Source organism: Nitrosomonas sp. (genome assembly GCF_021731985.1).
GTDB lineage: Bacteria > Pseudomonadota > Gammaproteobacteria > Burkholderiales > Nitrosomonadaceae > Nitrosomonas.
Genome location: NZ_JAKFWH010000056.1, coordinates 102,619 through 126,851 on the forward strand (window position 1 = coordinate 102,619; position 24,233 = coordinate 126,851).

The 24,233-nt window shown below is 44.4% G+C and carries 23 protein-coding genes and 1 tRNA gene; 9 read left to right on the forward strand and 15 right to left on the reverse strand.

What is annotated here, in order from left to right; translation table 11 throughout:
• Window positions 1–205 precede the first annotated feature (205 nt).
• Window positions 206–850 carry a PEP-CTERM sorting domain-containing protein gene (locus QZ942_RS07335; RefSeq protein WP_292994163.1) on the forward strand — a complete coding sequence of 215 codons (645 nt, stop codon included), beginning with the start codon at window positions 206–208 and terminating at the stop codon, window positions 848–850.
• A 269-nt stretch (window positions 851–1,119) separates the two neighbouring features.
• Here QZ942_RS07335 and QZ942_RS07340 read toward each other — a convergent pair whose 3' ends face one another.
• Both QZ942_RS07340 and QZ942_RS07345 read right to left on the reverse strand, forming a co-directional pair.
• Entirely contained in the window at window positions 1,120–1,491 is a 372-nt protein-coding gene (locus QZ942_RS07340) for a hypothetical protein (protein WP_292994165.1), read from the reverse strand.
• A 119-nt stretch (window positions 1,492–1,610) separates the two neighbouring features.
• Window positions 1,611–1,916 carry a hypothetical protein gene (locus QZ942_RS07345; RefSeq protein WP_292994167.1) on the reverse strand — a complete coding sequence of 102 codons (306 nt, stop codon included), beginning with the start codon at window positions 1,914–1,916 and terminating at the stop codon, window positions 1,611–1,613.
• Between the two features lie 70 nt (window positions 1,917–1,986).
• Between QZ942_RS07345 and QZ942_RS07350 the strand changes: the two genes are divergently transcribed.
• Complete coding sequence (locus tag QZ942_RS07350) at window positions 1,987–2,343, forward strand: hypothetical protein (protein ID WP_292994169.1); 357 nt, start codon at window positions 1,987–1,989, stop codon at window positions 2,341–2,343.
• Window positions 2,344–2,550: 207 nt separating this feature from the next.
• Here QZ942_RS07350 and QZ942_RS07355 read toward each other — a convergent pair.
• A tRNA-Met gene (locus tag QZ942_RS07355) sits at window positions 2,551–2,627 on the reverse strand.
• Between the two features lie 80 nt (window positions 2,628–2,707).
• Complete coding sequence (locus QZ942_RS07360) at window positions 2,708–3,574, reverse strand: PA4780 family RIO1-like protein kinase (RefSeq protein WP_292994171.1); 867 nt, start codon at window positions 3,572–3,574, stop codon at window positions 2,708–2,710.
• 352 nt (window positions 3,575–3,926) lie between these two features.
• Here QZ942_RS07360 and QZ942_RS07365 point away from each other — a divergent pair, with 352 nt between their 5' ends.
• Window positions 3,927–5,075: an HD domain-containing phosphohydrolase gene (locus tag QZ942_RS07365; RefSeq protein WP_292994173.1), complete on the forward strand. Its 1,149-nt coding sequence runs from the start codon at window positions 3,927–3,929 to the stop codon at window positions 5,073–5,075.
• Window positions 5,076–5,096: 21 nt separating this feature from the next.
• Here the strand turns inward: QZ942_RS07365 and QZ942_RS07370 are convergent, their stop codons facing one another.
• Entirely contained in the window at window positions 5,097–6,344 is a 1,248-nt protein-coding gene (locus tag QZ942_RS07370) for a dicarboxylate/amino acid:cation symporter (RefSeq protein ID WP_292994175.1), read from the reverse strand.
• 47 nt (window positions 6,345–6,391) lie between these two features.
• On the reverse strand, window positions 6,392–7,288 hold the full coding sequence (gene hemF / locus QZ942_RS07375; RefSeq protein ID WP_292994177.1) for an oxygen-dependent coproporphyrinogen oxidase: 897 nt from the start codon (window positions 7,286–7,288) through the stop codon (window positions 6,392–6,394).
• A 338-nt stretch (window positions 7,289–7,626) separates the two neighbouring features.
• Here hemF and aroC point away from each other — a divergent pair, with 338 nt between their 5' ends.
• Entirely contained in the window at window positions 7,627–8,802 is a 1,176-nt protein-coding gene (gene aroC, locus QZ942_RS07380; RefSeq protein ID WP_292994179.1) for a chorismate synthase, read from the forward strand.
• A 120-nt stretch (window positions 8,803–8,922) separates the two neighbouring features.
• Here the strand turns inward: aroC and QZ942_RS07385 are convergent, their stop codons facing one another.
• Together QZ942_RS07385 and recQ are read right to left on the reverse strand one after the other, a co-directional pair.
• Entirely contained in the window at window positions 8,923–9,270 is a 348-nt protein-coding gene (locus tag QZ942_RS07385; RefSeq protein WP_292994181.1) for a hypothetical protein, read from the reverse strand.
• 147 nt (window positions 9,271–9,417) lie between these two features.
• Window positions 9,418–11,220, reverse strand: a complete 1,803-nt coding sequence (gene recQ / locus QZ942_RS07390; RefSeq protein WP_292994183.1) for a DNA helicase RecQ — start codon at window positions 11,218–11,220, stop codon at window positions 9,418–9,420.
• Window positions 11,221–11,547: 327 nt separating this feature from the next.
• On the opposite strand from recQ, the gene glnA reads away from it, so the two are divergent.
• The 3 genes from glnA (at window position 11,548) to QZ942_RS07405 (ending at window position 14,095) form a co-directional block, all read left to right on the forward strand.
• Window positions 11,548–12,957 carry a type I glutamate--ammonia ligase gene (gene glnA, locus QZ942_RS07395; RefSeq protein ID WP_292994185.1) on the forward strand — a complete coding sequence of 470 codons (1,410 nt, stop codon included), beginning with the start codon at window positions 11,548–11,550 and terminating at the stop codon, window positions 12,955–12,957.
• Between the two features lie 222 nt (window positions 12,958–13,179).
• Window positions 13,180–13,608, forward strand: a complete 429-nt coding sequence (locus QZ942_RS07400) for a DUF4124 domain-containing protein (protein WP_292994187.1) — start codon at window positions 13,180–13,182, stop codon at window positions 13,606–13,608.
• Between the two features lie 37 nt (window positions 13,609–13,645).
• Window positions 13,646–14,095, forward strand: coding sequence for a DUF4124 domain-containing protein (locus QZ942_RS07405; protein ID WP_292994189.1), 450 nt, complete (start codon window positions 13,646–13,648; stop codon window positions 14,093–14,095).
• Between the two features lie 24 nt (window positions 14,096–14,119).
• Here the strand turns inward: QZ942_RS07405 and xth are convergent, their stop codons facing one another.
• The 5 genes from xth to QZ942_RS07430 form a co-directional block, all read right to left on the reverse strand.
• Window positions 14,120–14,887, reverse strand: coding sequence for an exodeoxyribonuclease III (gene xth / locus QZ942_RS07410; protein WP_292994191.1), 768 nt, complete (start codon window positions 14,885–14,887; stop codon window positions 14,120–14,122).
• Window positions 14,888–14,935: 48 nt separating this feature from the next.
• On the reverse strand, window positions 14,936–16,630 hold the full coding sequence (locus QZ942_RS07415) for a hypothetical protein (protein ID WP_292994193.1): 1,695 nt from the start codon (window positions 16,628–16,630) through the stop codon (window positions 14,936–14,938).
• Between the two features lie 58 nt (window positions 16,631–16,688).
• Window positions 16,689–18,614 carry an ATP-dependent DNA helicase gene (locus tag QZ942_RS07420; RefSeq protein WP_292994195.1) on the reverse strand — a complete coding sequence of 642 codons (1,926 nt, stop codon included), beginning with the start codon at window positions 18,612–18,614 and terminating at the stop codon, window positions 16,689–16,691.
• Window positions 18,615–18,842: 228 nt separating this feature from the next.
• Window positions 18,843–19,145: an RnfH family protein gene (locus tag QZ942_RS07425; protein ID WP_292994197.1), complete on the reverse strand. Its 303-nt coding sequence runs from the start codon at window positions 19,143–19,145 to the stop codon at window positions 18,843–18,845.
• Window positions 19,142–19,579: a type II toxin-antitoxin system RatA family toxin gene (locus QZ942_RS07430; RefSeq protein WP_013966397.1), complete on the reverse strand. Its 438-nt coding sequence runs from the start codon at window positions 19,577–19,579 to the stop codon at window positions 19,142–19,144. The genes QZ942_RS07425 and QZ942_RS07430 overlap by 4 nt, the downstream gene beginning before the upstream one ends.
• Before the next feature lie 90 nt (window positions 19,580–19,669).
• Between QZ942_RS07430 and smpB the strand changes: the two genes are divergently transcribed.
• Window positions 19,670–20,113, forward strand: coding sequence for an SsrA-binding protein SmpB (gene smpB, locus QZ942_RS07435; protein WP_292994200.1), 444 nt, complete (start codon window positions 19,670–19,672; stop codon window positions 20,111–20,113).
• A 59-nt stretch (window positions 20,114–20,172) separates the two neighbouring features.
• Window positions 20,173–21,186, forward strand: a complete 1,014-nt coding sequence (locus QZ942_RS07440; RefSeq protein WP_292994202.1) for a COX15/CtaA family protein — start codon at window positions 20,173–20,175, stop codon at window positions 21,184–21,186.
• Window positions 21,187–21,260: 74 nt separating this feature from the next.
• Here the strand turns inward: QZ942_RS07440 and QZ942_RS07445 are convergent, their stop codons facing one another.
• Both QZ942_RS07445 and QZ942_RS07450 read right to left on the reverse strand, forming a co-directional pair.
• Entirely contained in the window at window positions 21,261–22,682 is a 1,422-nt protein-coding gene (locus tag QZ942_RS07445) for a sigma-54 dependent transcriptional regulator (RefSeq protein WP_292994204.1), read from the reverse strand.
• Window positions 22,673–24,196, reverse strand: coding sequence for an ATP-binding protein (locus QZ942_RS07450; protein WP_292994206.1), 1,524 nt, complete (start codon window positions 24,194–24,196; stop codon window positions 22,673–22,675). The genes QZ942_RS07445 and QZ942_RS07450 overlap by 10 nt, the downstream gene beginning before the upstream one ends.
• Window positions 24,197–24,233 lie beyond the last annotated feature (37 nt).

Genomic DNA, 24,233 nt, shown 5'->3' on the forward strand with positions numbered 1-24,233 from the left:
TTTGTATGAACGAAATAGTATTAGCATGCACTATCTTGTTTGAAAAAGAAGAATTAGGACAAGTGTCCTAGAAAAACAAGGAGCATCTGACTACAGCATTAAACCATCTGAACAGTTAACATAAATCGCTAATGTTTAAATATTATTTAAATATAGACGGAGTAGAGTTTATTTCTTATTCACACGTGTGTAGAAGGTGAAAATTATGAAACATATAATAAAATTAGTATTTGGATCTCTCATTACAATCTTTTTTTCTGCATCAGCGTTTGCGGTGACCGTGTCATGGACTGATTGGACTTCTTCGCCTGACTCGTTTTCAGCATCTGGAAATATTGGGTCTATCAGCGTCGGATACGTCGGTACCGGTGCACATTCCTTTGTCACAACCGGCGCAGGAACCAATTTCTGGACTGGAACGGCATATACCAACGGCTCCGTCAGTAATGCGCCGCCAGCTTCCGATATCATTGCGCTCGATCAGGGCGGTACAGTCACGATAACATTTTCATCGCCCGTTGCGAATCCCTATATCGGCTTGGTGAGCTGGAACAGCAATACTGTGGATTTCGGCGTGCCAATCGTAATCGATAGTTTTGGTCCAGGATTCTGGGGTAACGGTACACCCATCCTGAATGGCTCAGGCACTGGCTTCTTCGGCTCCGGCGAAGTACATGGTGTCGTCCAGCTACCAGGTATTTTCACTTCCATTACGTTTACGCATACCAGTGAAAATTGGCATGGGTTTACAGTCGGCGCTCCGATTCCGGAACCAGAAACTTACGCCATGCTGCTAGCCGGATTGGGCTTACTGGGTTTTGTAGCACGCCGCCGGAAAAAAAACGCATAATTTGATTTCGCTGTAACTTCCATAAACCTCGCTCTGGTAGCGGGGTTTGTTTTTTCTAGCTTAAATGGAAGGAAAATTCCAGATTTCTTCCCTTTTATCTGCATTAGTTTGATTCCGTAGGCACGTAATCAATGCAAGGATGCGATTGCGGTTACGGAAAAAGACGCGCTCCTCTTTATACCGCACAAGCGTTTCCTCCTGTTCAGAATGTGCCGATGCACGGTTTGCCAATGCACCGCAATACGATCTCGACGAATTTGGCTATTTCGTCATAACCGTGAGAGGATCTTTTCGACAGCATCTTTCAGTGCTGGTGGAAGCGTGATGAATGACATTGCAGTACTTGAGATAAATGCAGCGCCATATTTATAATTCTCTGAATAACCGAAGGGCCAAGTCCGCATTTGGTACAATTTAGCTCGCAATTGGATTATATGTTCATTCTGCTCTCTCAAATCACCGGTTTGAGAAAACTCGCCATTACTTAGACTGTTAATTTTTTTGAGTAATTTATCCAATTTATTCTTTAATTCTGTATCTTCTTTAAATTTAAATTCGCACAACAGTTGATTAATCCCAGTTGAAGGAATCATTACAACCAATAAAGACAGGACATACGGAAATGCAATCCATACCCACATGAAAAACCTGCTTATGAGGCTCTCGTTGTTCCAATTTGTATTAATGATGTAGCTAGATATCAGCACACCGACAATCAATGTCACAGTACTGAATTTAATAATCGCATCACCTAGAAACCTCATACCACTACACCCATCGGGAGATGTGTATTCAAATTCAAAAGACCTGCACGGGAGAGGTAGGCAATGATGTCTATGACACCATAAATACCCCAAGCTGGCAATCCGCACACAAAACCAACCAAAAAATATCCCCAGCAAAGTGAGATTTTTTCAATATTACTGCCGTCCGGCAGGCCAAACCACAACCCGAACGAAAGGTTGAACAATCCAAATGCAATAGCCGAAGTGAGAAAAGCGCGGTCGCTTAACACTTTGTTAATACGTGTCAAATAGTTTTGATGATCTTCATCGGGTTTCCACAAGATATTCAATCAAGGAAACAGATTGTGAAAAGTATGTGTGGCGTAATATAAGAAGGTCATGGCGAAGAAAATGATGACACCTATCATCCAATCCCATCGAGAAAATATTTTTTCGGCATCGCCAGAATACACGGAAAGCGCCAAAAAATGCGCCTATTGTCGTCAGTGCAAGCTGAATTCCAAAACATTTTCGAACTGGTTGCGGTTTTATCGTTCCGAGCAAGTAGCCACAACTACGCCGACCTTGATTCCAGTCGAGATCAAATCAATAGCTTCCTCGTTTGGCGCATTGTGTTTACGTTGTCCGCAAGGGCATGCATTGGAACTGCCAGCAGATGTATCAGGGCAGAAGATATTCAGAGTTCGAAATGGTAAAGCCGAGAGTGTCGGTTGCAACCCTGTTACCGATACGCAGAGATGCCGTTGAGATGCTCAGCACACGGGCAAAGCAAAGGTATGAACATATATGGATTAATTCACTAAAGCTAAATGCTACCTTGAGGATTTTCTATTTTTTTATGAAAAAACGGCTAAGTGAAACATTGCATCATCGATGCAAATACTCTTACGTTTATCTTACATGCTACGAAGAAAAAAACACCTAGATTTTTATTCTATAGGCGCTTGTTTTTATTGGTTGCGGGGGCAGGATTTGAACCTACGACCTTCGGGTTATGAGCCCGACGAGCTGCCAGACTGCTCCACCCCGCGTCAGAAGCGGAATTATAGCACAAGCTGGCGTATACAGGTCAATTAACATCTTCAGCGATTTTAGATTAACAAGCGCGGCGTTAGCACTGCGACAAAGGATTACCCCATTTGGTCTGTTTATGCCGTTGCCAAGCGGCTTCCTTTTTAATTACTGCGTCAATAATCTGCAAAATACTATTAACATTAACAGGTTTGTCCTGTTGTTTAGCATTCCCGCTCAATTGAGCCTGTGGCAATTTTCCACGTTGATAGAAGGACCATATCTCCGCCGCATAATCAGATTGAGCTAATTCTGGAGCAAACCGGCTGAAATAAGCTGTTAGATTATCAATATCCCGTTTAATCATATGGCGTGCTTGATGATTATCCGCCGCATTCACTGCCTGGGGCAGATCAATAATAACCGGGCCTTGACTACCTATCAGCACATTGTATTGTGATAAATCACCATGAACAATTCCGGCACAAAGCATTTTTACAATCTGGTCGATCAGGGCCTTATGATAAACGCGCGCCTGTTTTTGGGTCAGTATGAGGTCACTCAATCGTGGCGCCACATTTCCTTCTGAATCTGTAATCAGTTCCATTAGTAAGACGCCGGAAAAAAAACTATAGAATTTTGGCACACGTATACCGGCCATTCCAAGACGGCATAACATGTCGATCTCAGTACTTTGCCAAGCTTCCTCGCATGCAATACGGCCATAACGGCTTCCCTTTTCGATCGCCCGGGCACGTCGGCTGTTTTTAACCTTGCGCCCTTCTGTATAATTAGCGCGTTGCTGAAAATTGCGTTTATTGCTTTCCTTATATACTTTAGCGCAACGAATAACATCCCCACAGCCCACTAAATAGATCATGGCTTCTTTGCCGCTCATCAGTTGGCATATCACACTATCAATTAAACCTTCTTCAATTAATGGCTCAAGTCTTTTGGGTACTCTCATAAGTGTTATGACAGCGCACTCTGGATTTCTTGTACGCTTCTCATCCTCCGGAATTATAATGAAAATAATTTCAATCTTTGTCGTGGCATTCGAAAACTTTCAAATCTGAATTAACCACGTTGAGCGAATTGTAAAAAGAATGCGTTGTTTTTGGAATGTGACAAATTGTCGCGCGGCTATTTGCCGCACATCAGTCCTACCCACGAACCAACGAAAATTACCAAATCTATTCTGTCTATCGGTTCTTCAAACCAGCACGACATGTTCGAAGTAAATCATTTAAAATGCTCACTGAATTTAGTGATAGCAACCTTGATTATCATTACCATGATCACTTGCTGGGAGGATTTTTATGCAACAGGAAGAAGATCTCTTTACACACCAGGATACGTTGGCGAATTTACATGAAAATTTACCACTGACTGAAAAGCTGCGTTTCTTACATCAAGTCATTCGCCAGGACTTTCCGTTTATTGATCGCTTGGCCATTGCTCTGTTTGATGAAAAAACAGAAATGCTTAAAACCTATACCCATAGTACGGAAGGCAATGACAGTCCAGTAACCACCTACGATGCACCACTCAGTTCCGCGCCATCACTCTACGCGATTATCGAACATCGCCGCCCCCGCTTGGTTCAGGATCTCAATATTTTTTCCCAAGGCACTCATGAACATACCAAACGTGTCGCAGCCAAAGGTTATCAATCCAGTTACACCATGCCACTCTATCAAAGTGGCACTTTCATTGGTTTTCTGTTTTTTAATTCACTTCAAGAACACCCATTTGTACCCAAAACTCTGCGCCAGATTGATATCTATGGACATTTAATCGCGTTGATGGTGATCAATGAGTTAACGGCTATACGCACTTTGCTTGCTGCGGTTCGCGCTGCACGTAACATGACACATTACCGCGATCTTGAAACCGGTTCACATATTGACCGGACTGCGCACTACGCCCGGCTTATTGCTCGCGAGCTTTCTCCAAGCTATAACATCAGCGATGAACAAATTGAGCATATTTTCTTGTTCTCACCGATGCATGACGTTGGCAAGATTGGAATTCCGGATAATATTCTGCGTAAACCGAGCAAACTCAATTCAGAAGAATTCGATGTGATGAAAACTCATCCGGCGAAAGGCCGTGAAATTATTGATTCGGTTCTTGAAGATTTCAGTCTGGGTACTTTTGGGCACGCCAATATCTTGCGCAATATTGCTGAGTTTCACCATGAAGCGGTTGATGGCAGCGGGTATCCCCAAGGTTTGAAAGGTGAAGAAATTCCTATTGAAGCGCGCATCAGCGCAGTAGCCGATGTGTTTGATGCATTGACTTCACGCCGTTCGTATAAAGCACCGTGGAGTAATGAAGATGCTTTTAACATGTTGCGAAAAATGTCTAATTCCAAATTAGATCGAGATTGTGTTGAAGCATTGATCAACAACGCCGAGAAGGTACGGGAGATTCAACAACGTTTTATTGATGACGATCTGATCTAATAAATTGAAATAATAAATGCTTTATTCGTTTGATTGGTCTTGTTTGATCCATTTCTGTACCACCAGACTTCCCACCAAATCCCCTTCCACATTCACCATAGTGCGTAATGTATCAAGTATTCGATCAACTGGCAGCAGAATAGCAATCGCCTCAACCGGCAATCCAACCGATTGCAGCACCATTACCATCGTTACCATACCGGCGCTGGGAATACCGGGCGCACCAATCGCGGCTAGCATGGCCGTCAAAAATACAACCATCTGCTGCACAAAGCTCAGTTCAACCCCGGCCAGATTGGCAATAAACAAAGCCGCAACCGCTTCATAGAGTGCCGTACCATCCATATTCATGGTCGCACCCAATGGAATAACAAAACCTGCCACATCTCGTTTGACATGCAAATGCTGCTCAGCACAACGTAATGTAACGGGCAGTGTCGCTGCACTGGAACTGGTGGCAAAAGCAGTGATTAATGCTTCACGTGCACCCAACCAGAATTTGAGGGGTGTCATGCCGGTAATCAGATAAAGAATTAATGGCAGCACCACAAGCCCATGCAACAAAAGGGTACCCATAACAATAGCTACAAACTTGATCAAAGTCGTCAGCAGACTGGTATCTTGTGTGGCGACCAGCTGCAACAATAATGCCATGATTCCAAATGGCGCCAAGCGCATGATCCAGCCAACCAACATCAATATCAACTCCAGAAATTCTTGCATCAATGTCAGGATATTGCGATAGCGCTCACCGCCCACCACCAACGCAATACCCAGCAATAAAGCAAATATCACGACAGCCAACACATTGCTCTGCGCCAGCGCCGCAATTGGATTTTGAAACAATGAGTGCAAGAAATGTGCAAAAAAGTCAGGTAGAGACATCTGCGTTGCCTGAAAACCTTGCATCGCATCCTGAAACATGGCTATCTGTAAACCACCACCCGGTTGCAATAAGTTAGCAGCCGTTAATCCCAACACAACAGCCAGCGCCATCGTCGAAACAAAAAAGATGAGCGTCACCTGCCAAACACGATTCATTTGCTGATGCGAACGTAAATTGGCCACCCCGACCACAATTGATGTAAAAACCAGTGGAATCAATACCATCCGCAATAAATCAATGAACAATGTACCCACCAGTTTGGCAGCATACAAACCATTTTGTGTAATGCTTGATCCCTGCCCTAACTGGGCAAACCAGAGACCCAATACGACACCCAATAGCGTACCGAGCAGAATTTGCGTGTTCAGCGATACTTTGTTCACTGGTTCATGTCCATGCTGCTATGCACTCCAAAAATGTATCAAGTTGATTACACCCAATCCTTGCCAATCAGAAAATCGGTATACAGCTTATCTTCTGCAGTACCCGCTTCCGGTTTCCAGTCATAGCGCCATTTAACAATCGGCGGCAGAGACATCAATATGGATTCCGTCCGCCCACCCGATTGTAGGCCGAATAAAGTACCCCGGTCCCATACCAGATTAAACTCCACATAGCGCCCGCGCCGATACGCTTGAAAATCGCGTTCACGTTCGCCATACGGCATGTCTTTGCGTCCTTCCAGAATGGGACGGTAAGCTGTCAAAAAATACCCCCCTACATTTTGGGTCAGTTTAAAGCAGCTATCAAAATCGGGTTGATTCAGATCATCGAAGAAAACCCCCCCTATACCACGCGGTTCTTTACGATGCTTTAAATAAAAATAGTCATCACACCATTTTTTCAGACGCGGGTAGCAATCATCGCCGAACGGTTGCAATGCATTCTTGCAGGTTTGATGAAAATGGATCGCATCTTCAGCATAGCCATAATATGGCGTCAAATCCATGCCGCCGCCAAACCACCAGACCGGCTCAGCACCCTCCTTACGCGCTTCGAAATAACGCACATTCATATGTACTGTGGGCGCATAGGGGTTACGCGGATGCAAAACCAGAGACACCCCCATCGCTTCAAACGAACGGCCAGCTAATTCAGGACGTGCAGCCGTGGCTGACGCTGGTAATCCGGCACCATACACATGAGAAAAATTAACACCGCCGCGTTCCAAAACATTGCCTTCTTCGATGACACTACTCATTCCGCCACCACCTTCCGGGCGATCCCATTGATCACGTTTGAATGTTTTACCATCCACCTGTTCTAGCCCTTTGACGATGCTATCTTGCAGATTGATCAGAAATTCTTTAACTCGTGGTGTATTCATGCCAGCTCCCGGTTTTAATTTTAATAGTATTCAATGCAGGGTGTATGCGTATTCGGATATTTCAGAAATTCGTACAATCCCGTTTATCTTCGTATATTCCAAAGAATGGTATATTTTTATAATAGCCCTTAGGCAATGGCCTGCATTTTACCGCAGGTATAGCATGATGAAAGCGTTTCATTATTGATATTCCTCAATCTGATTCGTGATTGTTTCTTATTGAATAACGTGAATTTCATGCGTTGTAGAAAGCAAATCACCCATTTCCTTTATGCCAATTCAAAAAAATATAGGCGCGTATGATAGACTCCTGCAATCAGTTTTAAGAGAAAAACAGAATGTCCGGAAATACATTTGGCAAACTTTTCAGTGTCACCTCTTTTGGCGAATCTCATGGCCCCGCGATTGGTTGCGTTGTGGATGGTTGCCCGCCCGGATTAGCGATAACCGCAGAAGATATCCAGCTGGAACTGGATCGGCGCAAACCGGGAACATCGCGTCATGTAACGCAACGGCGTGAATCCGATACGGTAGAAATTCTATCGGGTGTGTTTGAAGGTAAAACGACCGGCACACCGATTGCATTGTTGATTCGCAATGAAGATCAACGCAGCAAGGATTACAGCAAGATCATGGACGTTTTCCGTCCTGGCCATGCTGATTACACCTATTGGCAAAAGTACGGCATTCGCGATTATCGTGGCGGCGGTCGCGCATCGGCTCGTGAAACGGCAGTCCGGGTTGCAGCCGGCGCTATTGCGAAGAAATGGCTGCAAGAAAAATTTGGTATTGTCATTCGCGGTTACATGTCGCAACTGGGTCCGATAGAAATCCCTTTCAAACAATGGGAAGACATCCATCACAATCCTTTTTTTGTGGCAGACAACAGCTACACCAGCCAACTGGAAACGTTTATGGACAAACTGCGCAAATCCGGTGACTCAGTAGGTGCCAAGATCAGCGTGGTGGCACAAGGTGTGCCGGTCGGCTGGGGAGAACCGGTATACGATCGGCTGGATGCAGAAATTGCTTACGCGATGATGAATATCAATGCGGTAAAAGGTGTTGAAATTGGTGCAGGATTTTCCAGCATTACACAAAAAGGCACGGAACATTCGGATGAAATGACCCCGGATGGTTTTTTAAGTAACAATGCGGGCGGCATATTAGGGGGTATTTCTACCGGACAGGACATCACAGCCAATGTCGCCATCAAACCAACATCCAGCATTCGCCTTGAACGCCACTCAATTGACAAAACTGGCAGTCCGGTAATCGTTGAAACACATGGTAGACATGATCCTTGTGTCGGTATTCGCGCCACACCGATTGTCGAGGCTATGCTTGCATTAGTATTGATTGATCATGCCTTGCGGCATCGTGCGCAAAACACTGATGTGAGTTGCAAAACACCGAAGATACCCGGCAGTGTTAACACTGCAAATGGCATCACCACGCCGATGGCAGCAACAACAACATTACGAGAAGATCCGGAACCAGAAGAAGATGTGTAGGCGTTAGCACAAGCATTCATACCACGGCAAATTTATTCTCTCCTTGGAATCAATGCGACCGAGTACGAATTGAGTTAAAAGTCATACGAAGATAGTCAAAGACCAAGCGGGTATTACGATTTAACTGCTGCATTTTCTGAGAGATACTGGATTTACCCTTGGAGATGAACTGAATGATACCGCATGCGAAACGGCGCAGGCGAGTGATATTCTCGGGCCGTGGCCCGTTCGGATGCGGCTGCGATCCTCATCGAAATTCCAATCAATCACATAGTGGTAACGATTCTCAATGGTCCAGTGACCCCGATTCACTTTGAGAATGCGCTCTGGACTTGCCTGTTCTGACGTGCGACTGGTTACCCCCAAAACAACTTCGTCGGTGATTTTTCCGATTCTTTTGTAAATGCTCTCCCGCTCGACCAGGAACACTTGCCCGGCATGTGGAAAATCGAGGTGCTCATTCAGCACTGTACTACACCAGACACAACGGATTTCAATCCAGTAGTGGTCAGGCCGGTGTGATCTCGACGAAATCCGGTTTCTTCCTTTACATTGCGATCCTTGAGTCGCGGATCTTGGGTCTATCCGTATTAGGCCAGTTAATGCTCACAATTGCTAACAACCGCGAAGAATCTCAATCAGATGGTTGCCATACTTATCGAGTTTGCGTGCACCAATACCGGTTACCAGGCGCAATTCATCTTCCGTTTGCGGGCATAAACGCACTAGCTCGTGCAAGGTAGCATCGTGAAAAATCACATAAGCCGGCACCCCATGTTCCTTGGCTGTTTTTGCACGCCATGAGCGTAACTGCTCCCACAAGTAGCGTTCTGCAGAATCCAGAGGCACCAGATCATTAGTCTGCCGCTTCCCGGCCGATCGCTCAGGCTTAGTTTGCAACCGCAAAAACACGCTTTGCTGGCCCTTCAGCACCAAACGGCTTGCTTCGATCAGCTGCAAGGCGCCATGACCTTCACTATCCGTTGTCAATAAGCCAAGCGCCACAATCTGGCGGAATACCGCGCGCCAGGTTCGCTCGGGCAGGTCTTTACCGATACCGAACGTACTGATTCTGTCGTGATGCCATTGCTTCACACGTTCAGTCAGATTGCCCCGCAAAACATCAATCAAGTGCCCCGCGCCAAAATTCTGCCCGGTCCGGTAAACACAGGACAACGCTTTCTGCACTTCTACCGTGGCATCCCAGACTTGCGGGGGATTTAAGCAGACATCACAGTTTCCACAGGGTGCTGCCGTATCGGTCGCTTCACCAAAATAACTTAGCAGGCGTAAACGGCGGCAAGTGGTTGTTTCGCACAGCGACAGCATGGCTTCCAACTTCCGGGCGGCAACTTGCTTAAATTTTAATTGCGCCTGAGATTCCTCAATCATGCGCCGTTGCTGAATGACATCGCCGAGGCCGTATACCATCCAGGCATTGGCCGCCTGTCCGTCACGGCCGGCACGGCCGGTTTCCTGGTAGTAACCTTCAATACTCTTAGGTAAATCCAGATGCGCAACAAAACGCACATCTGGCTTATCAATCCCCATACCGAATGCAATCGTGGCGACCATGATGATGCCTTCCTCGCGCAGAAACTTTTCCTGATTCTGGCTACGTTCCTGCATGTTCATACCAGCGTGATAGGCTACTGCGCGCATGCCATGATCGGCCAGCCATACTGTTGTTTCTTCAACTTTTTTACGGGAAAGGCAATAAACAATACCCGCATCGCCCGGATGCTCTGCTTGTATAAAGGTCAATAACTGTGAGCGGCTATTGGTCTTATCGATAATTTGATAGCGGATATTCGGGCGATCAAAGCTAGAAACAAATACTCTGGCCACATCCAACCCCAAACGCTCAATAATCTCTTTCCGGGTATCCATGTCAGCCGTTGCTGTTAAAGCAATACGCGGCACTTTGGGAAAGCGCTCATGCAAAACTGACAATTGACTGTATTCCGGACGGAAATCATGCCCCCATTGCGACACGCAATGCGCCTCATCAATCGCAAATAATGCAATCGGAATGCGTGTAATCAGGTTCAAGAACCGCGCAGTCAGCAGACGCTCCGGCGCAACGTATAACAGATCATACTCGCCTGCCAGCAGCTTCTGCTCGGCTTGGGCGGCTTCCTGCTGTGACAATGAAGAATTCAGAACCGCTGCACGCACCCCGATTTCATGCAGCGCAGCCACCTGATTTTGCATTAATGCAATCAGCGGAGAAACAACGATAGCAACTCCGTCGCGCAACAAAGCAGGAATCTGATAGCACAGCGACTTGCCCCCGCCCGTCGGCATCAGCACAAGACAATCGCCGCCATTGGCAAGATGTGCAATCACTTCTGCTTGTTGCCCGCGGAAAGCGGGGTAACCAAAAACTTCTTTGAGTATGTTAAGCGCTTTGGACATTCAAGATAAGACTACTGCAAATTCTCAATTTTCTTCGAGTTCAAGAACCATCTTCCTGGTTTTAGATAAAAACAAAATTCACCCCGGTCATTATCGTGCGGCACTGACGATGTAACACCCCGTATCGTAATTTTACGAATCGTAAAGACTTGACCGGCGATAGTACAGTAGAATACGCACCCAGGCACTTGCAGTTTATATTCAGTCAGCCAGTTTGAGAGCAGTCGTTCGTATCGTTTCAAATTATTCATTGTGTTGTGCTGGTATAATTCTATCCAAATGTATCTTTATTTATAAAATTTGTGACGCTAGTCTGGAGAGAGAAAAATGGTGGTAGCTGATGTTTTGAAATTGATTCAAGACAATGAAGTCAAATTTGTTGATTTACGTTTTACAGATACGAATGGTAAAGAACACCATGTTACCGTACCTGCACATACCTTTGATGCCGACAAATTTGAAGATGGCCATCCCTTTGACGGTTCGTCGATAGACGGCTGGAAAAGCATTCAAGCATCCGATATGTTATTGATACCCGATCCTGATACCGCCAATATGGATCCATTCATGGATGAGCCGACACTCTTGATCACCTGCGATGTGGTCGAACCGGCCGACGGAAAAGGATATATCCGGGATCCGCGTTCATTAGCCAAACGTGCGGAAATTTACTTAAAATCAACAGGGATCGGTGATGTTGCTTATTTCGGTCCCGAACCTGAATTTTTCATTTTCGACTCCGTTCGTTGGCATACCGATATGTCAGGCTGTTCGGTTAAAATTGCATCTGAGGAAGCAGCTTGGAGCTCGGCCATTAAATACGAAAGCGGCAATATTGGCCATCGCCCAGCCGTAAAGGGCGGTTACTTTCCCGTACCTCCCGTCGATTCCCTGCAAGATATTCGCTCCGCCATGTGCCTTACCTTGGAAGAAATGGGTATCGGTGTAGAAGTTCATCACCATGAAGTGGCTACTGCAGGACAATGCGAAATTGGCACGCGTTTTAATAGCCTGGTTAAGCGTGCGGATTGGAATCAGCTACTTAAATATGTCGTACACAATGTCGCACACTCGTATGGCAAAACGGCAACTTTCATGCCTAAACCCATCGTCGGCGATAACGGTTCAGGTATGCATGTCCATCAATCCATCTGGAAAGATGGCAAGAATCTGTTTTCTGGCAATGGTTACGCCGGTTTATCTGAAATAGCGCTATTCTATATTGGCGGTATCCTGAAACATGCCAAAGCGCTCAATGCGATCACCAATCCCAGCACTAACTCCTATAAACGGTTGGTTGCTGGATTTGAGGCGCCGGTCAATCTTGCTTATTCTGCAAGTAACCGCTCGGCTGCAATCCGCATTCCGCACACCAGCAGCCCGAAAGGACGCCGTATCGAAGTGCGTTTTCCTGATCCAACAGCGAATCCATACTTGGCATTTACCGCACTGATGATGGCGGGTCTGGATGGTATCCAGAATAAGATACACCCCGGCGACCCAATGGATAAAAATCTTTATGATCTACCGCCGGAAGAAGCTGCCAAAGTACCCAATTCTTGCGCTTCATTAGATGAGGCTTTGGAATGCTTGGATAAAGACCGTGATTTTCTAATCCGTGGTGGTGTATTTTCTAATGATATGATAGACGCGTTCATTCATCTTAAAATGAATGAAGTGACATTACTTCGTATGACTACACATCCGATTGAATTCGACCTATATTACAGCCTATAGCCTGGAATAAACTCGGCATCTGGAAAATACTGAGTGGGCAATACAATCAGTACCGAAATATTTACGTACTTAAATCAACAAAATAAGTTAATTTTTCAATTAAGGATAAATCAATTGCTGTAATAAGTAGGATTTTTGGCTCTTTTTTTTGCCTTGCATTAGAGAAATCATTGATAGACTGATCAAATAGTTGCACTTTTATCGGAATTCTTCTAGCAAAATATGAAAACCAGAACATTGCTTATTCTGTTAGCTTTAATCTTGTTGGGTTATTTACCCAAGGCTATTGCTGGAACAGACATATACAAACATGTGGATAAAGACGGCAACATTACCTTTACCAATCGTCCAATCAATAATGCGCAGAAATTCTCCGTCGCCTCTTTTTCCCGGAATACTGAGGGATTACAACCAAACTCTCCCCGGGTAAAAGATCCGATACAGAAAGAACGCGATGCCACGCGTCGCCAGATCCTGAAAAAAGAGCTGGTAGCGGAAGAAAAGCTTTTCACCGATACACAAAATTTCCTGGAACAGATCAGTAATCCACACGAATCAAACACTCATCAGGAAAAAGCCGTACAGCTTAGAAATAAGCTATTCTTACATCAAAGAAATATATACGCATTAAGAAAAGAGCTCGCTCGATAGATAAGCTGAGAATCACAAACGATTAGAACGGTGAATCATGAAAAGAAATAATTTTTTATTCATTGCCTTAGTTCTTTTCTCCTGTTTGACTCAAGCCGGCGTATATAAACATATCGATGAACGCGGCAACGTAACGTATTCGAATATCCCTTCCAGTAATTCAAAAAAAATTGATCTGCCCCCGATTGTTGTCGTGCCCTCTACCGTCTCAGGAGATATTGACGATAGAATCATGAAAAGAAGGGAAAATGCCAAAATTGAAGAACAACGTGAGCAGATGCAAAGTAAAATTTCTGAAGAAGAAAATCGGCTTAATGAAGTAAAAAACGAATACAAAGACGGCATTCCCGATCGTTTAGGCAGCGAGCGAAACTATCAGAGATACCTTAATCGCGTGGAGCGGTTACGGGAAGAAATCAATGTGCGTGAAAAAAATCTGAATATGCTGAGAAACGAATTCGAGAAATTACCGGGTAAAAGCAATTAACCCGGAAAAGATCATCTCCCGTATTCACACGGTAAGCTCCACGATGACAGGTGCATGATCTGAGGGGCGCTCCTGTTTACGCATCGTTTTATCAATCGCGCAGGTTACACAGCTGCGCGCAAGCTCATTACTGAGCAAAATATGATCAATACGCAATCCGCGATTCAAACGAAAAGCCATCATGCGATAATCCCACCATGTATACGATTTCTCGGGTTGTTCAAATAAGCGAAAACTGTCAGTAAACCCTAAATCAAGTAGATTACTGAATGCAGCGCGTTCAGGCTGGCTGCACAATACTTTTCCTTCCCATATTTTAGGATCATAAACATCGCGATCCTCCGGTGCGATATTAAAATCACCCAGTACTGCCAATTTTGAATAATCTTTCAGTTCCTGCTGCAGCCATTCGTTCAAAGCAGGTAGCCACCTCAATTTGTACCCATATTTCTCCGACTCAACAGTATCGCCATTCGGAACATACACAGAAATAACGCGCAAATCTCCATAGGTTGCCGCGATAACCCTCTTTTGCTCATCTGCAAAACTCGGTATGGCGGTTATTATTTCGCTTCCTTCCTGTTTACTGAGTATTGCGACACCATTGTAAGTTTTCTGTCCAATAAAAGCCGATTGGTAGCCAATCGCTGCAATTTCACTGGTTGGAAAACTATCGTCGGTTAGTTTCGTTTCTTGCAAACATAACATGTCCGGCTGATTCGCTCCCAACCAATCAATCACTTGCGGCAACCGCACTTTGAGTGAATTCACGTTCCAGGTTGCTAATTTCATAATCATTTAATTACTTATAGTTGTCTGATAAAGCCGGCAGCAATAGCGCTACGCTTGAATAAATCCGTCAAAATCCGTCCCATTATGAATCACTAACTGGTTAAACGGTATTATCCAATTCTGCTGATTACAAACCTCAACAGCATAGCACTGTAATGCTCGCTGAATTGCGGCGTACTCCCCGGCAGCTCCGCCATCAAAAATGGCTATTATTTTATAGTCGAGCGACGAAGTATTGGCTTTTGCAAAATAAACAGCCAAATCCTTAAGCGCACTACCATAGGATTCCTTAAGCAATCCTTGTCGAATACCGGTGCACATCAGTTCAGGTATTACAGTTGTACATTGCTTTTGATGTTTATAATCAATGCCAAAATCGCTGGTTACCGTGAATCCATGGGAAAAATTCTTTGGGTTGGCGGCTAGGAAATCTGTAATGATATAGGTTCTTGGCATCGTCCCATTGGATAAAGACAATAAAATATTTTCCAGTGTAATACATTTAACCATGCCATAAGCGCCATCCGAAAGCATGACATAATCGCCTACTCTGCATGGGAACCACGGCTCATCGGCTAGATAAGGACGGGAAACATAATTGGCTAGTTCTGCCGGAGTCAATCGCAATTCCAATCCAGGCAGCATTGGGTTAATTAATTTCGTGTAGTAATTCAGACTTTCCACTTGCATCGGAATACCATTATAGATAATACATTCACCTTCCCTGACCGAACCGGTATTGAGTAATATTCTTAATTCGGTGATATAACCTGAAATAGAGTTCTTAAGTAACAAAACAATACTGAGCAAAAGCAATACGGTGATACCAATCAGTACCTGATCATTACGCACGCTCAACACATAGAACGCAGCCGCAATCGCCAGTGCTCCCATCATAAAATGATAACAGAGTGTAATAATGCGTTGATAATAGGTTCTTCTGGCTTCTTCGTTGCGATTACCGATCCACTTCAGAAGCTTCAGCAGCAGTAACATCGAAAAATAAACTGCGACAAAAGCGGCCAGTGCCATCAACAGCGTAACGCCCCGTCCAGTGGCAAATTGCTTGATATGCTCACCAATGGAAATTTCCTTGGCTGATTGCGATTTGACCATCTCATCAAGTTGTAACTGTGCGACCTCCAGCAGGTGATTGTTTTCATCCAGTTGATCTCGCCATTTCTCGTCTATGCGTTCAAACTCTGCCAAGGCTTCTTTCTCGAAATCTTGTTTGTTGATCTTAGAAATGTGCTTGAGTACTTCATTAATATCGCCAATTTGCGCTTTATAAAAGCTAATCTTCTTGTGCAAACCATCCAGTTTACGTTTGTTCTCTGTTAACTGGCGAAGCTCACTGATGATCGGTTGCACAATTTCCAGCAAGTCCTTCTGCCAATCAAAATCCTGTTTTTCTGCTGTATCGGCTTTGTTTAATTCCAGACCAGCGGTCAGTATCATTTCAAATGAGGATTCTTGTTCAAGAATCGCATTACCTATTTCATTTATTTCCACCTGCAGTCTGGTTTTTTCCTGCTCGGTTTTTGCTTTCATCAATAACTGCAATTTAATTTCGACTTCTTTTTTTTGCAGTTTGATACTGTTGACAATGTCATTCAGTTTACCGATGGCCAGCTCTTTTTTTAATAATGGAAAATCACCTCTGTCGGCATACGTGCTGGTTATAGGAATCATTATCCCGCATAAAAGAAGTGCCCCTATACTGATCGCAAATTTTTTATTCATAGCGCTTTGAATCAATCGCTTAATAATAAGCATCATGATATTTTCTAAGTTTATGTTTTTATTTAGCATTAAAGAAATGCTCAACTTCAGCCAAATCCCGGGTCCGTTTCATTGGTGGCAGACTTTGCCATATTTGTTTACCGTAAGCTTTGGTAGTCAGGCGTGGATCGCAAATCATCAGCACACCCCGATCCGCTTCATCCCGGATCAAACGACCGGCGCCTTGCTTCAGATTAATGACAGCACGCGGCAATTGGTACTCCATGAAAGCGTTACGACCCTCGTTGTTAATTTTTTCAATACGCGCTGCAAGCACTGGATCATCGGGCGGTGCAAATGGCAACTTATCAATGATGACCAGCGACAACGCTTCCCCACGCACATCGACTCCCTCCCAGAAAGATTGACTGCCAATGAGAATGGCATTATTCAATTCGCGGAAACGCTCCAGCATGTAAGAGCGCGAACCCTGGCCTTGAAGCAATAACGGAAAATCAAATTCATCGGCAGTTTGCAATAATTCGTAAACACGTTGCATCGCACGCAAACTGGTACACAGGAAAAAAGCACGTCCCCGGCTCGCGCGCAATACCGGCAACGCTGCCTGTACCACCTGATCGGTATAGGTTCTATGCTGTGGTTCTGGCAAGCCAATCGGCACATACAGCAATGCTTGTTCAGCAAAATTGAATGGGCTTTCCCAACAAGCTGTTTGTGCAGTAGTCAGCCCCATTTCCTCATTGTAATGAGTAAAATCCCTTTTAACCGACAACGTCGCTGAAGTAAAAATCCAGGCACGCGGCGATGTGATCATTTGTTTCTGGAAAATCTCTGCAATTGATAAGGGTGTCGCATTCAATTGCAATGCCTGGTTATAAATCTCAATCCAGCGCACGTGGCCTTGCATTTCCGTTTCATCCCGCCAGCGTTGTATCAAGTACAGATGATTGGTTGTGCGCTGCCAGCAATTTTCCAACCCTTCTGATCGTTCTGCCTGATTCTCCAACTGTTTTGCCAGTGTAGTCAGCTTTTCCAGCAAGTTACCCAGCGCATCAGTAAATCTTGCATTCTGTTTTATTGCCGCCAAAGACAATCGCGTATTGTCTTCCATGACAGTCAAGCGCAAATCGCGCGCGGCTTTTTCCATGGCAGCAATAGTGTTTGGCAGCCCAACAAAATCTCCGGCAGCCTGAACGGCTTCCACTTTGGCATCACGCGCAAGGTCCAGTAACTGACCGGTACTAATGGATTCACCAAAAAATAAACTGGCCGTTTCCGGTAATTGATGCGCCTCATCAAAAATAACCGTATTACAGGCAGGCAATAACTCGGACAAACCTTCATCACGCAGCATGACATCTGCAAAAAACAAATGATGATTCACCACGACGACATCGGCCGCCAAAGCTTGCTTACGCGCTTCCATCACAAAACATTTTTTGTAGCTAGGACACTCTGAACCCAGGCAATTGTCGCGTGTTGAGGTAACTTGCTGCCAGATGGCAGCATTCTCAGGAACTTCACTGAGTCCGCTTTTATCCCCATTTTTGCTGTTGTTTGCATACCGTTCTATTTGCTGCAGGTACTGGATTTCATCACGATTAACAAAGCTAAGATGCATATCCTGTAAGCTTCTTTCCAGGTGATAGTGGCAGATATAATTGGCGCGACCTTTTAACAACGCAATGGTGACGGGTATTTTGAGCGCCGCCCGCACAGTCGGAATATCACGACTAAACAGTTGGTCTTGCAACGTTTTTGTTCCTGTGGAAATAATGACTTTGCCGCCCGCCAACAAAGCTGGCACCAGATAAGCCAGCGTTTTTCCGGTTCCGGTGCCTGCTTCCGCGACCAGGATCCGATGCTTTGCAATCGTCTCGGCGATAGCCTGCGCCATCTCCAGTTGCTGAGAACGCGTACGGAATCCGGTGATATGGCGGGAAAGCGCGCCATCCGATGAAAAAATTGAATCAATATCAAACATAGAATCAGGATACCAGCAGTTCCAAGCCAGCAAACTTTGCTTTTGCTGGGACTGCTACCCTCTTGTGGAATGAGTCAGGACAGAATACTCGTCATTATACTGCCGCCCATGAATATGGTTCGATCATAAGTGGCTCCGATATTAACGTAGCTTGCCACCTAAGTTCTCTTACAAAAGTTGCACTTCTAAGTTGAATCCGCCAATAATTTATTAAAAGAAAATAACTGATCAACGCCTATTTTCTGTGCACAACGACTTTTTGGCACGTATTCTTCTGGCTTCCTTTGGGTCGATAATCAGCGGCCGATAAATTTCGATTCTGTCATTAGGTTGCAGGTGCGTTTCCGGTTGTGAAAATTTGCCAAAAATACCCAATTTATTTTTTGTCAGATCGATTTCAGGAAATTGGTCCAGAATTCCCGAACATTTTATCGCTTGACCAACCGTGCAACCAGCTGATACATAGAGTTTTTCTAAGATTTGAATATGCGGCAATGCATATACAATTTCGACCTGGAAAAACGCTGTCATGGCTTGCCATAGATCACTTCCGCCCGCTCAATAAAATGTTCCACAAAACTGTTCGCAATCATGTGAAATACCGGCCCTACCAGTTTCTCAAGAATTTTGTGTGAGAACGTGTAATGCAGCCGGAATTTTATCTTGCATGCAGTATCCGATAATGGAATAAATTGCCAATAACCATCCAAATGTTCAAATGGACCGTCCAGCAGACTCATTTCTATCAAATCCGGCGGAAAACGTTTATTTATGGTGGTGAAGCTGTGCTGGATATGATGGTAATCAATCCGAACGGTTGCGTGCGTTGTTACTTCATCTTGCGGGTCTACAGAAGTACCGCCGCACCACGGAAGAAATTTAGGATATTCCTCAACGTTATCAACCAGCGCAAACATTTGGCTTGCTGAGTATTCGACCAAAACTGATTTTTCTATTTCTGCCATAAAAGTAAATCACCCCGCATCAATGAGGTAATACTGAAAAACTGATAAAATACACGGAATTTTAGTAATTCCAACCCATTTCAATCCTGCATGAGTATAGTACAAAATAAAAAAGCCTTTCACGATTATTTTATCGAGGAAAAGTACGAAACAGGCATGGTTCTAGAAGGATGGGAAGTCAAAGCCATTCGTGACGGTCGAGTTCAATTAAAAGAAGCCTATGTTATTATCCGCAATGAGGCATTATACCTCATTGGTTGTCACATCAGTCCGCTCAAGACAGCTTCAACACACATCAACCCTGATCCAACAAGAACACGCAAATTGTTGTTGCATGCGGAACAGATCAAGCGGCTCATCGGTAAAGTTGAACGCGCCGGATACACTCTGGTTCCACTGGATATGCATTATAAAACAGGTAGAATTAAACTGGAAATTGGCTTGGCTAAAGGTAAGAAACAGCATGACAAGCGTGAATCCGAGAAAGAAAAAGAATGGGAACGCACCAAGCAACGTATGCTGCGCGCCAAATAAGACATCCAAGATAATTGATTAAAATTAAACTTCAGAAATAACTTTTATTCTTTACGACTATGCAAAAATCTATTGCTATCTGGTTATTAATTTGTTGCGCCCTGGTATTTGCCATGGTGGTGGTCGGTGGTGTTACACGACTCACTAACTCAGGACTTTCAATTGTTGAGTGGCAGCCGATTGTCGGTACATTACCCCCCATCACTCAGGGAGATTGGGACGAACTATTGGAAAAATACCGCGCAACCCCGCAGTACCAAAAAGTTAATAAAGGTATGAGTGTCGATGAATTCAAGAGTATTTTCTGGTGGGAATACTTTCATCGTCTGTTAGGTCGGCTGATTGGTTTGGTGTTTTTTGTTCCTTTTGTTTATTTCCTAGTGAAAAAGCAGATCAATCGACCGTTAGGAATTAGGCTAGCTGGAATATTTGTATTAGGTGGATTACAGGGATTTATGGGTTGGTATATGGTTAAGAGCGGACTGGTTAGCGACCCCCATGTGAGTCAGTACCGTCTTACTGCACATCTAGGATTGGCATTTGTCATTTTTGCCGCTATGTTCTGGGTTGCATTAGGATTGCTATCACCGAAAAAAGATAATCCTGAATCCAATGAAATGCTGCAAAGCCTACGGCGATTCTCCTTTGGTCTGACTTCACTCATTTTTATCATGGTTTTATCAGGCGGTTTTGTCGCAGGCATTCGAGCAGGTTTAGCCTACAATACTTTCCCGCTCATGAACGGGCATCTGATACCACCGGAAATCTTTATGTTGGAACCGTGGTATCGCAATTTCTTTGATAACATGGCAACCGTTCAATTCGATCATCGGCTGATTGCCTGGATATTGGCCTTTTTAGTACCGCTTTTCTGGTTTAAATCGCGCAAAGCGGAACTCTCCGGTACAACCCGTATTGCCTGCAACCTTTTTTTGCTGATGCTGGTGATTCAGATTAGTCTGGGTATAGCGACTTTATTACATGTAGTGCCTATTCCTTTAGCAGCTTCACATCAAGGTGGCGCAGTGTTGTTATTTGCAGCAGCATTATGGGTAAGTCATCGATTACGCTAGCAGGCCCATCTCATTGATCTGTACATTCAATGAGATGGAGTTAAAAATTGTGCAAACAAAAACCATCCGGTGTTTTAGGATTTTTCATTTAACCCCAATCGTTCCATCCGGTAACGCAGCGATCGGACTGTGATACCCAATGTTTTAGCTGCTTTTGTTCGATTGTATCGACTCTGATCCAGAGCTCTTATAATGGATTCCCTTTCAAGTTGATCAAGAAAATCCTGCAGCGGTAATCCTGGATCCGAAATGATTGATGTCAAGTTCCCGGTATTTTGTGGAATTTCTTTGGCCTTATTGGGCAACTGCAGTTCTTCTTTACCAATCTGCGTGTCGGAGCATAGCGCCAATGTCCGTTCAAGTATATTTTCAAGCTCACGTACATTACCAGGATAACCATAGTTCATCAGCAACGCCAATGCATCTTTCTTAAGATTACAAACAGGCCGTGCGGCTTCCCGGCAGATCTTTGCTAAAACTGCTTCTGCTATGAGCGGAATATCTTCTGGCATCTCACGCAACGCTGGCATGATCAATTCAATTACATTCAGGCGATAGTATAAATCCTGCCGGAATTGCCCGGTTTCAACACAATCACCAAGTTTCTTGTGTGTGGCGCTGATGATGCGCACGTCGATATTTTTTTCTTGCGTATCGCCGATTCTTCTCACTTGTTTTTCCTGGATTACTCGAAGCAGCTTAACTTGCATGGCCAGTGGCAAATCCGCGACTTCATCAAGAAACAATGTCCCGCCATTTGCTGTCAGGAAAAATCCATCATGCTCTTTATCTGCGCCAGTGAAGGCGCCTTTTTTATAGCCGAAAAACTCACTCTCCATCAAGTTCTCAGGAATTGCGCCACAATTGACAGCAACAAACGCTTCTTTATGGCGAGCACTTCTTTCATGAATCATTCTGGCGGCCAGCTCCTTACCACTGCCTGACTCACCACTGATATAAACAGAAGCCTGACTGCGGGAAAGTTTGTCTATGGTTGCGCGTAGCTGACGCATGGGTTGAGATTCACCCAACAATATGCGCTGATTCGATGGAGTGTGTGATGCAGGTCCAGTTTGTATGGGTGGCAAGCTTAGGGCTGATTTAACTAAATCCCGCAGCTGTTTTAACGAAACCGGTTTCGGCAAGTAATCAAAAGCCCCGGCTTTAAGCGCGGCAACGGCATTTTCTGCAGTGCCGTAAGCTGTTATAACGGCAACAGGCAGATCTGCGCAATGCTGTCCAATATAATTAACCAGATCCAATCCTTCTCCGTCAGGTAGCCGCATGTCGGTAAGGCATAACTGAAATTGACGTGATTGCAATAATAGCTTGGCATCACTGATACACTTTGCACTGAAAACTTCCATGCCCATCCGCGCCAATGTCAGTTCGAGCAACTCGATAATATCCGGCTCATCATCCACAATCAGTATATTAGGAATGGAAGTTTTTCTATGTGGATGTGGATTTGCTATTGATCCATTATCTATGGACATGGCTGGCTGCTTTTGCAGACTATCCTAAAATGCCCGCCCGGAGAACCCTCGATATAGTCAAGTGATGCTTGACTGGTTTCGCACAATTCACGTGCGATGTATAAGCCTAGACCTGTACCGCCAGTTGCAGTGGTGAAAAAAGGTTCAAAAATCTGTTTTGTTTGTTTCATGTCAACACCCCGACCATCATCAATTATATTCAGACAAACATTATTCTCATTTGCTCCTGTAGACAATTCGATGTGAATACTGCCGATTTGTTTTCGACAATGCCTCCATGCATTCCGGCATAAATTCCACAGTATCTGGTTCAAATGATCACGATCAAAACTAATCAAATAATCCTTCGAGCCATCTAATATAAACACATTCGTATTGATTTTCTCAGTATGACAAAATTCTTCAAGAAACTTATGAATAAACTCATATATTTCAATTGCTTCTAATTTTGAAATATTACGCCGGTTCAGTTGTAAAACATCCTGAACTATCTTGTTTAGACGTTGCGTATTATCACAAATGATACGCACAAGCCGAGGATTCGTATTATTATCAAGCTGCTCTTCTTCCAGAAGTTCAGCAGCATGGTTGATCGCGGATAACGGATTACGAATTTCATGTGCGATATTCGCCGTCAAACGCCCCAATGCTGCAAGTTTTAGTTGCTGTAGCTGCGCTTGTATACGCCCCATATCTTCGAGAAAAATAACGACACCATTACGAAAATCCGCTTGTATTGGAAGAAAACGTGTTCGAACCAATGCATTACTATGCGCTAAACGTAATAGATCGAAACTAATATTGCTGTCTCCCTGCCAGCTTGCAAGCCTATCGGTTATTTCAGGCACATAATCCGATAATCTGAGCAACTCATTTTTACCGTCAGATGGATTCATATCAAGCAGCTTCTCAGCGTAGGTATTACGTTGCCGGATATTTCCATCCTTATCTACGACAAGTACACCTTCCTGTATATCTTGAATTACTAGTTGATTGACTTGCGCCATGTTTACTAGATCGATACCGCGTTCTTTTGCAAGTTGTTCACTGGCCAAAGTATGTTTAGCCAATTGATACGCCAGCCAAGCGACTGCAAAGTACGCCATGCTCAATAAACCAGCTTGTGAGTATTGCGCGGAATAAAAATCAACCGAGAGTAAGGAATAGGTTTCTTGCAACAATAAACTAATGGTCGCAATCGATGCAAAGAATAGCGCTAAACGGCCGCGACTGATTAATCCCGCTGCTGCGAGTGATACCAATAGCAAAACACCCAAGCCGCTCTGTAAGCCCCCACTGGCATAGAGCATGATAGAAATGAAGACAATATCAATTACGACTTGTATGGTTAACTGCGAATTAAAATCTGGAAAGCGCAATTTAATAAGCAGCATCGACAGGCTACTACAAAAAACGTGACCTAAACCCGCATAAATAAACAGCGCGTAATGATGTAAGCCGAAATTGGCAAATTCAAATTTCCACGTAACAATCAACAATCCACTGCCAATCATTAACCGGTAAATATTAAAATAATAGAGAGAGCGCCAG

What these genes read in the sequence shown, in the direction of transcription:
- recQ (WP_292994183.1), bottom strand. Translation starts at nt 11,220, where the DNA reads ATGTCCAAAGCGCTTAACATACTCAAAGAAGTTTTTGGTTACCCCGCT.
- QZ942_RS07445 (WP_292994204.1), bottom strand. Translation starts at nt 22,682, where the DNA reads ATGTCCATAGATAATGGATCAATAGCAAATCCACATCCACATAGAAAA.
- xth (WP_292994191.1), bottom strand. Translation starts at nt 14,887, where the DNA reads ATGAAATTAGCAACCTGGAACGTGAATTCACTCAAAGTGCGGTTGCCG.
- QZ942_RS07340 (WP_292994165.1), bottom strand. Translation starts at nt 1,491, where the DNA reads ATGTGGGTATGGATTGCATTTCCGTATGTCCTGTCTTTATTGGTTGTA.
- QZ942_RS07405 (WP_292994189.1), top strand. Translation starts at nt 13,646, where the DNA reads ATGAAAAGAAATAATTTTTTATTCATTGCCTTAGTTCTTTTCTCCTGT.
- QZ942_RS07415 (WP_292994193.1), bottom strand. Translation starts at nt 16,630, where the DNA reads ATGAATAAAAAATTTGCGATCAGTATAGGGGCACTTCTTTTATGCGGG.
- QZ942_RS07350 (WP_292994169.1), top strand. Translation starts at nt 1,987, where the DNA reads ATGATGACACCTATCATCCAATCCCATCGAGAAAATATTTTTTCGGCA.
- QZ942_RS07360 (WP_292994171.1), bottom strand. Translation starts at nt 3,574, where the DNA reads ATGAGAGTACCCAAAAGACTTGAGCCATTAATTGAAGAAGGTTTAATT.
- QZ942_RS07440 (WP_292994202.1), top strand. Translation starts at nt 20,173, where the DNA reads ATGCAAAAATCTATTGCTATCTGGTTATTAATTTGTTGCGCCCTGGTA.
- QZ942_RS07425 (WP_292994197.1), bottom strand. Translation starts at nt 19,145, where the DNA reads ATGACAGCGTTTTTCCAGGTCGAAATTGTATATGCATTGCCGCATATT.
- QZ942_RS07365 (WP_292994173.1), top strand. Translation starts at nt 3,927, where the DNA reads ATGCAACAGGAAGAAGATCTCTTTACACACCAGGATACGTTGGCGAAT.
- QZ942_RS07430 (WP_013966397.1), bottom strand. Translation starts at nt 19,579, where the DNA reads ATGGCAGAAATAGAAAAATCAGTTTTGGTCGAATACTCAGCAAGCCAA.
- aroC (WP_292994179.1), top strand. Translation starts at nt 7,627, where the DNA reads ATGTCCGGAAATACATTTGGCAAACTTTTCAGTGTCACCTCTTTTGGC.
- QZ942_RS07400 (WP_292994187.1), top strand. Translation starts at nt 13,180, where the DNA reads ATGAAAACCAGAACATTGCTTATTCTGTTAGCTTTAATCTTGTTGGGT.
- glnA (WP_292994185.1), top strand. Translation starts at nt 11,548, where the DNA reads ATGGTGGTAGCTGATGTTTTGAAATTGATTCAAGACAATGAAGTCAAA.
- smpB (WP_292994200.1), top strand. Translation starts at nt 19,670, where the DNA reads ATGAGTATAGTACAAAATAAAAAAGCCTTTCACGATTATTTTATCGAG.
- QZ942_RS07450 (WP_292994206.1), bottom strand. Translation starts at nt 24,196, where the DNA reads ATGATTGGCAGTGGATTGTTGATTGTTACGTGGAAATTTGAATTTGCC.
- QZ942_RS07420 (WP_292994195.1), bottom strand. Translation starts at nt 18,614, where the DNA reads ATGTTTGATATTGATTCAATTTTTTCATCGGATGGCGCGCTTTCCCGC.
- QZ942_RS07335 (WP_292994163.1), top strand. Translation starts at nt 206, where the DNA reads ATGAAACATATAATAAAATTAGTATTTGGATCTCTCATTACAATCTTT.
- hemF (WP_292994177.1), bottom strand. Translation starts at nt 7,288, where the DNA reads ATGAATACACCACGAGTTAAAGAATTTCTGATCAATCTGCAAGATAGC.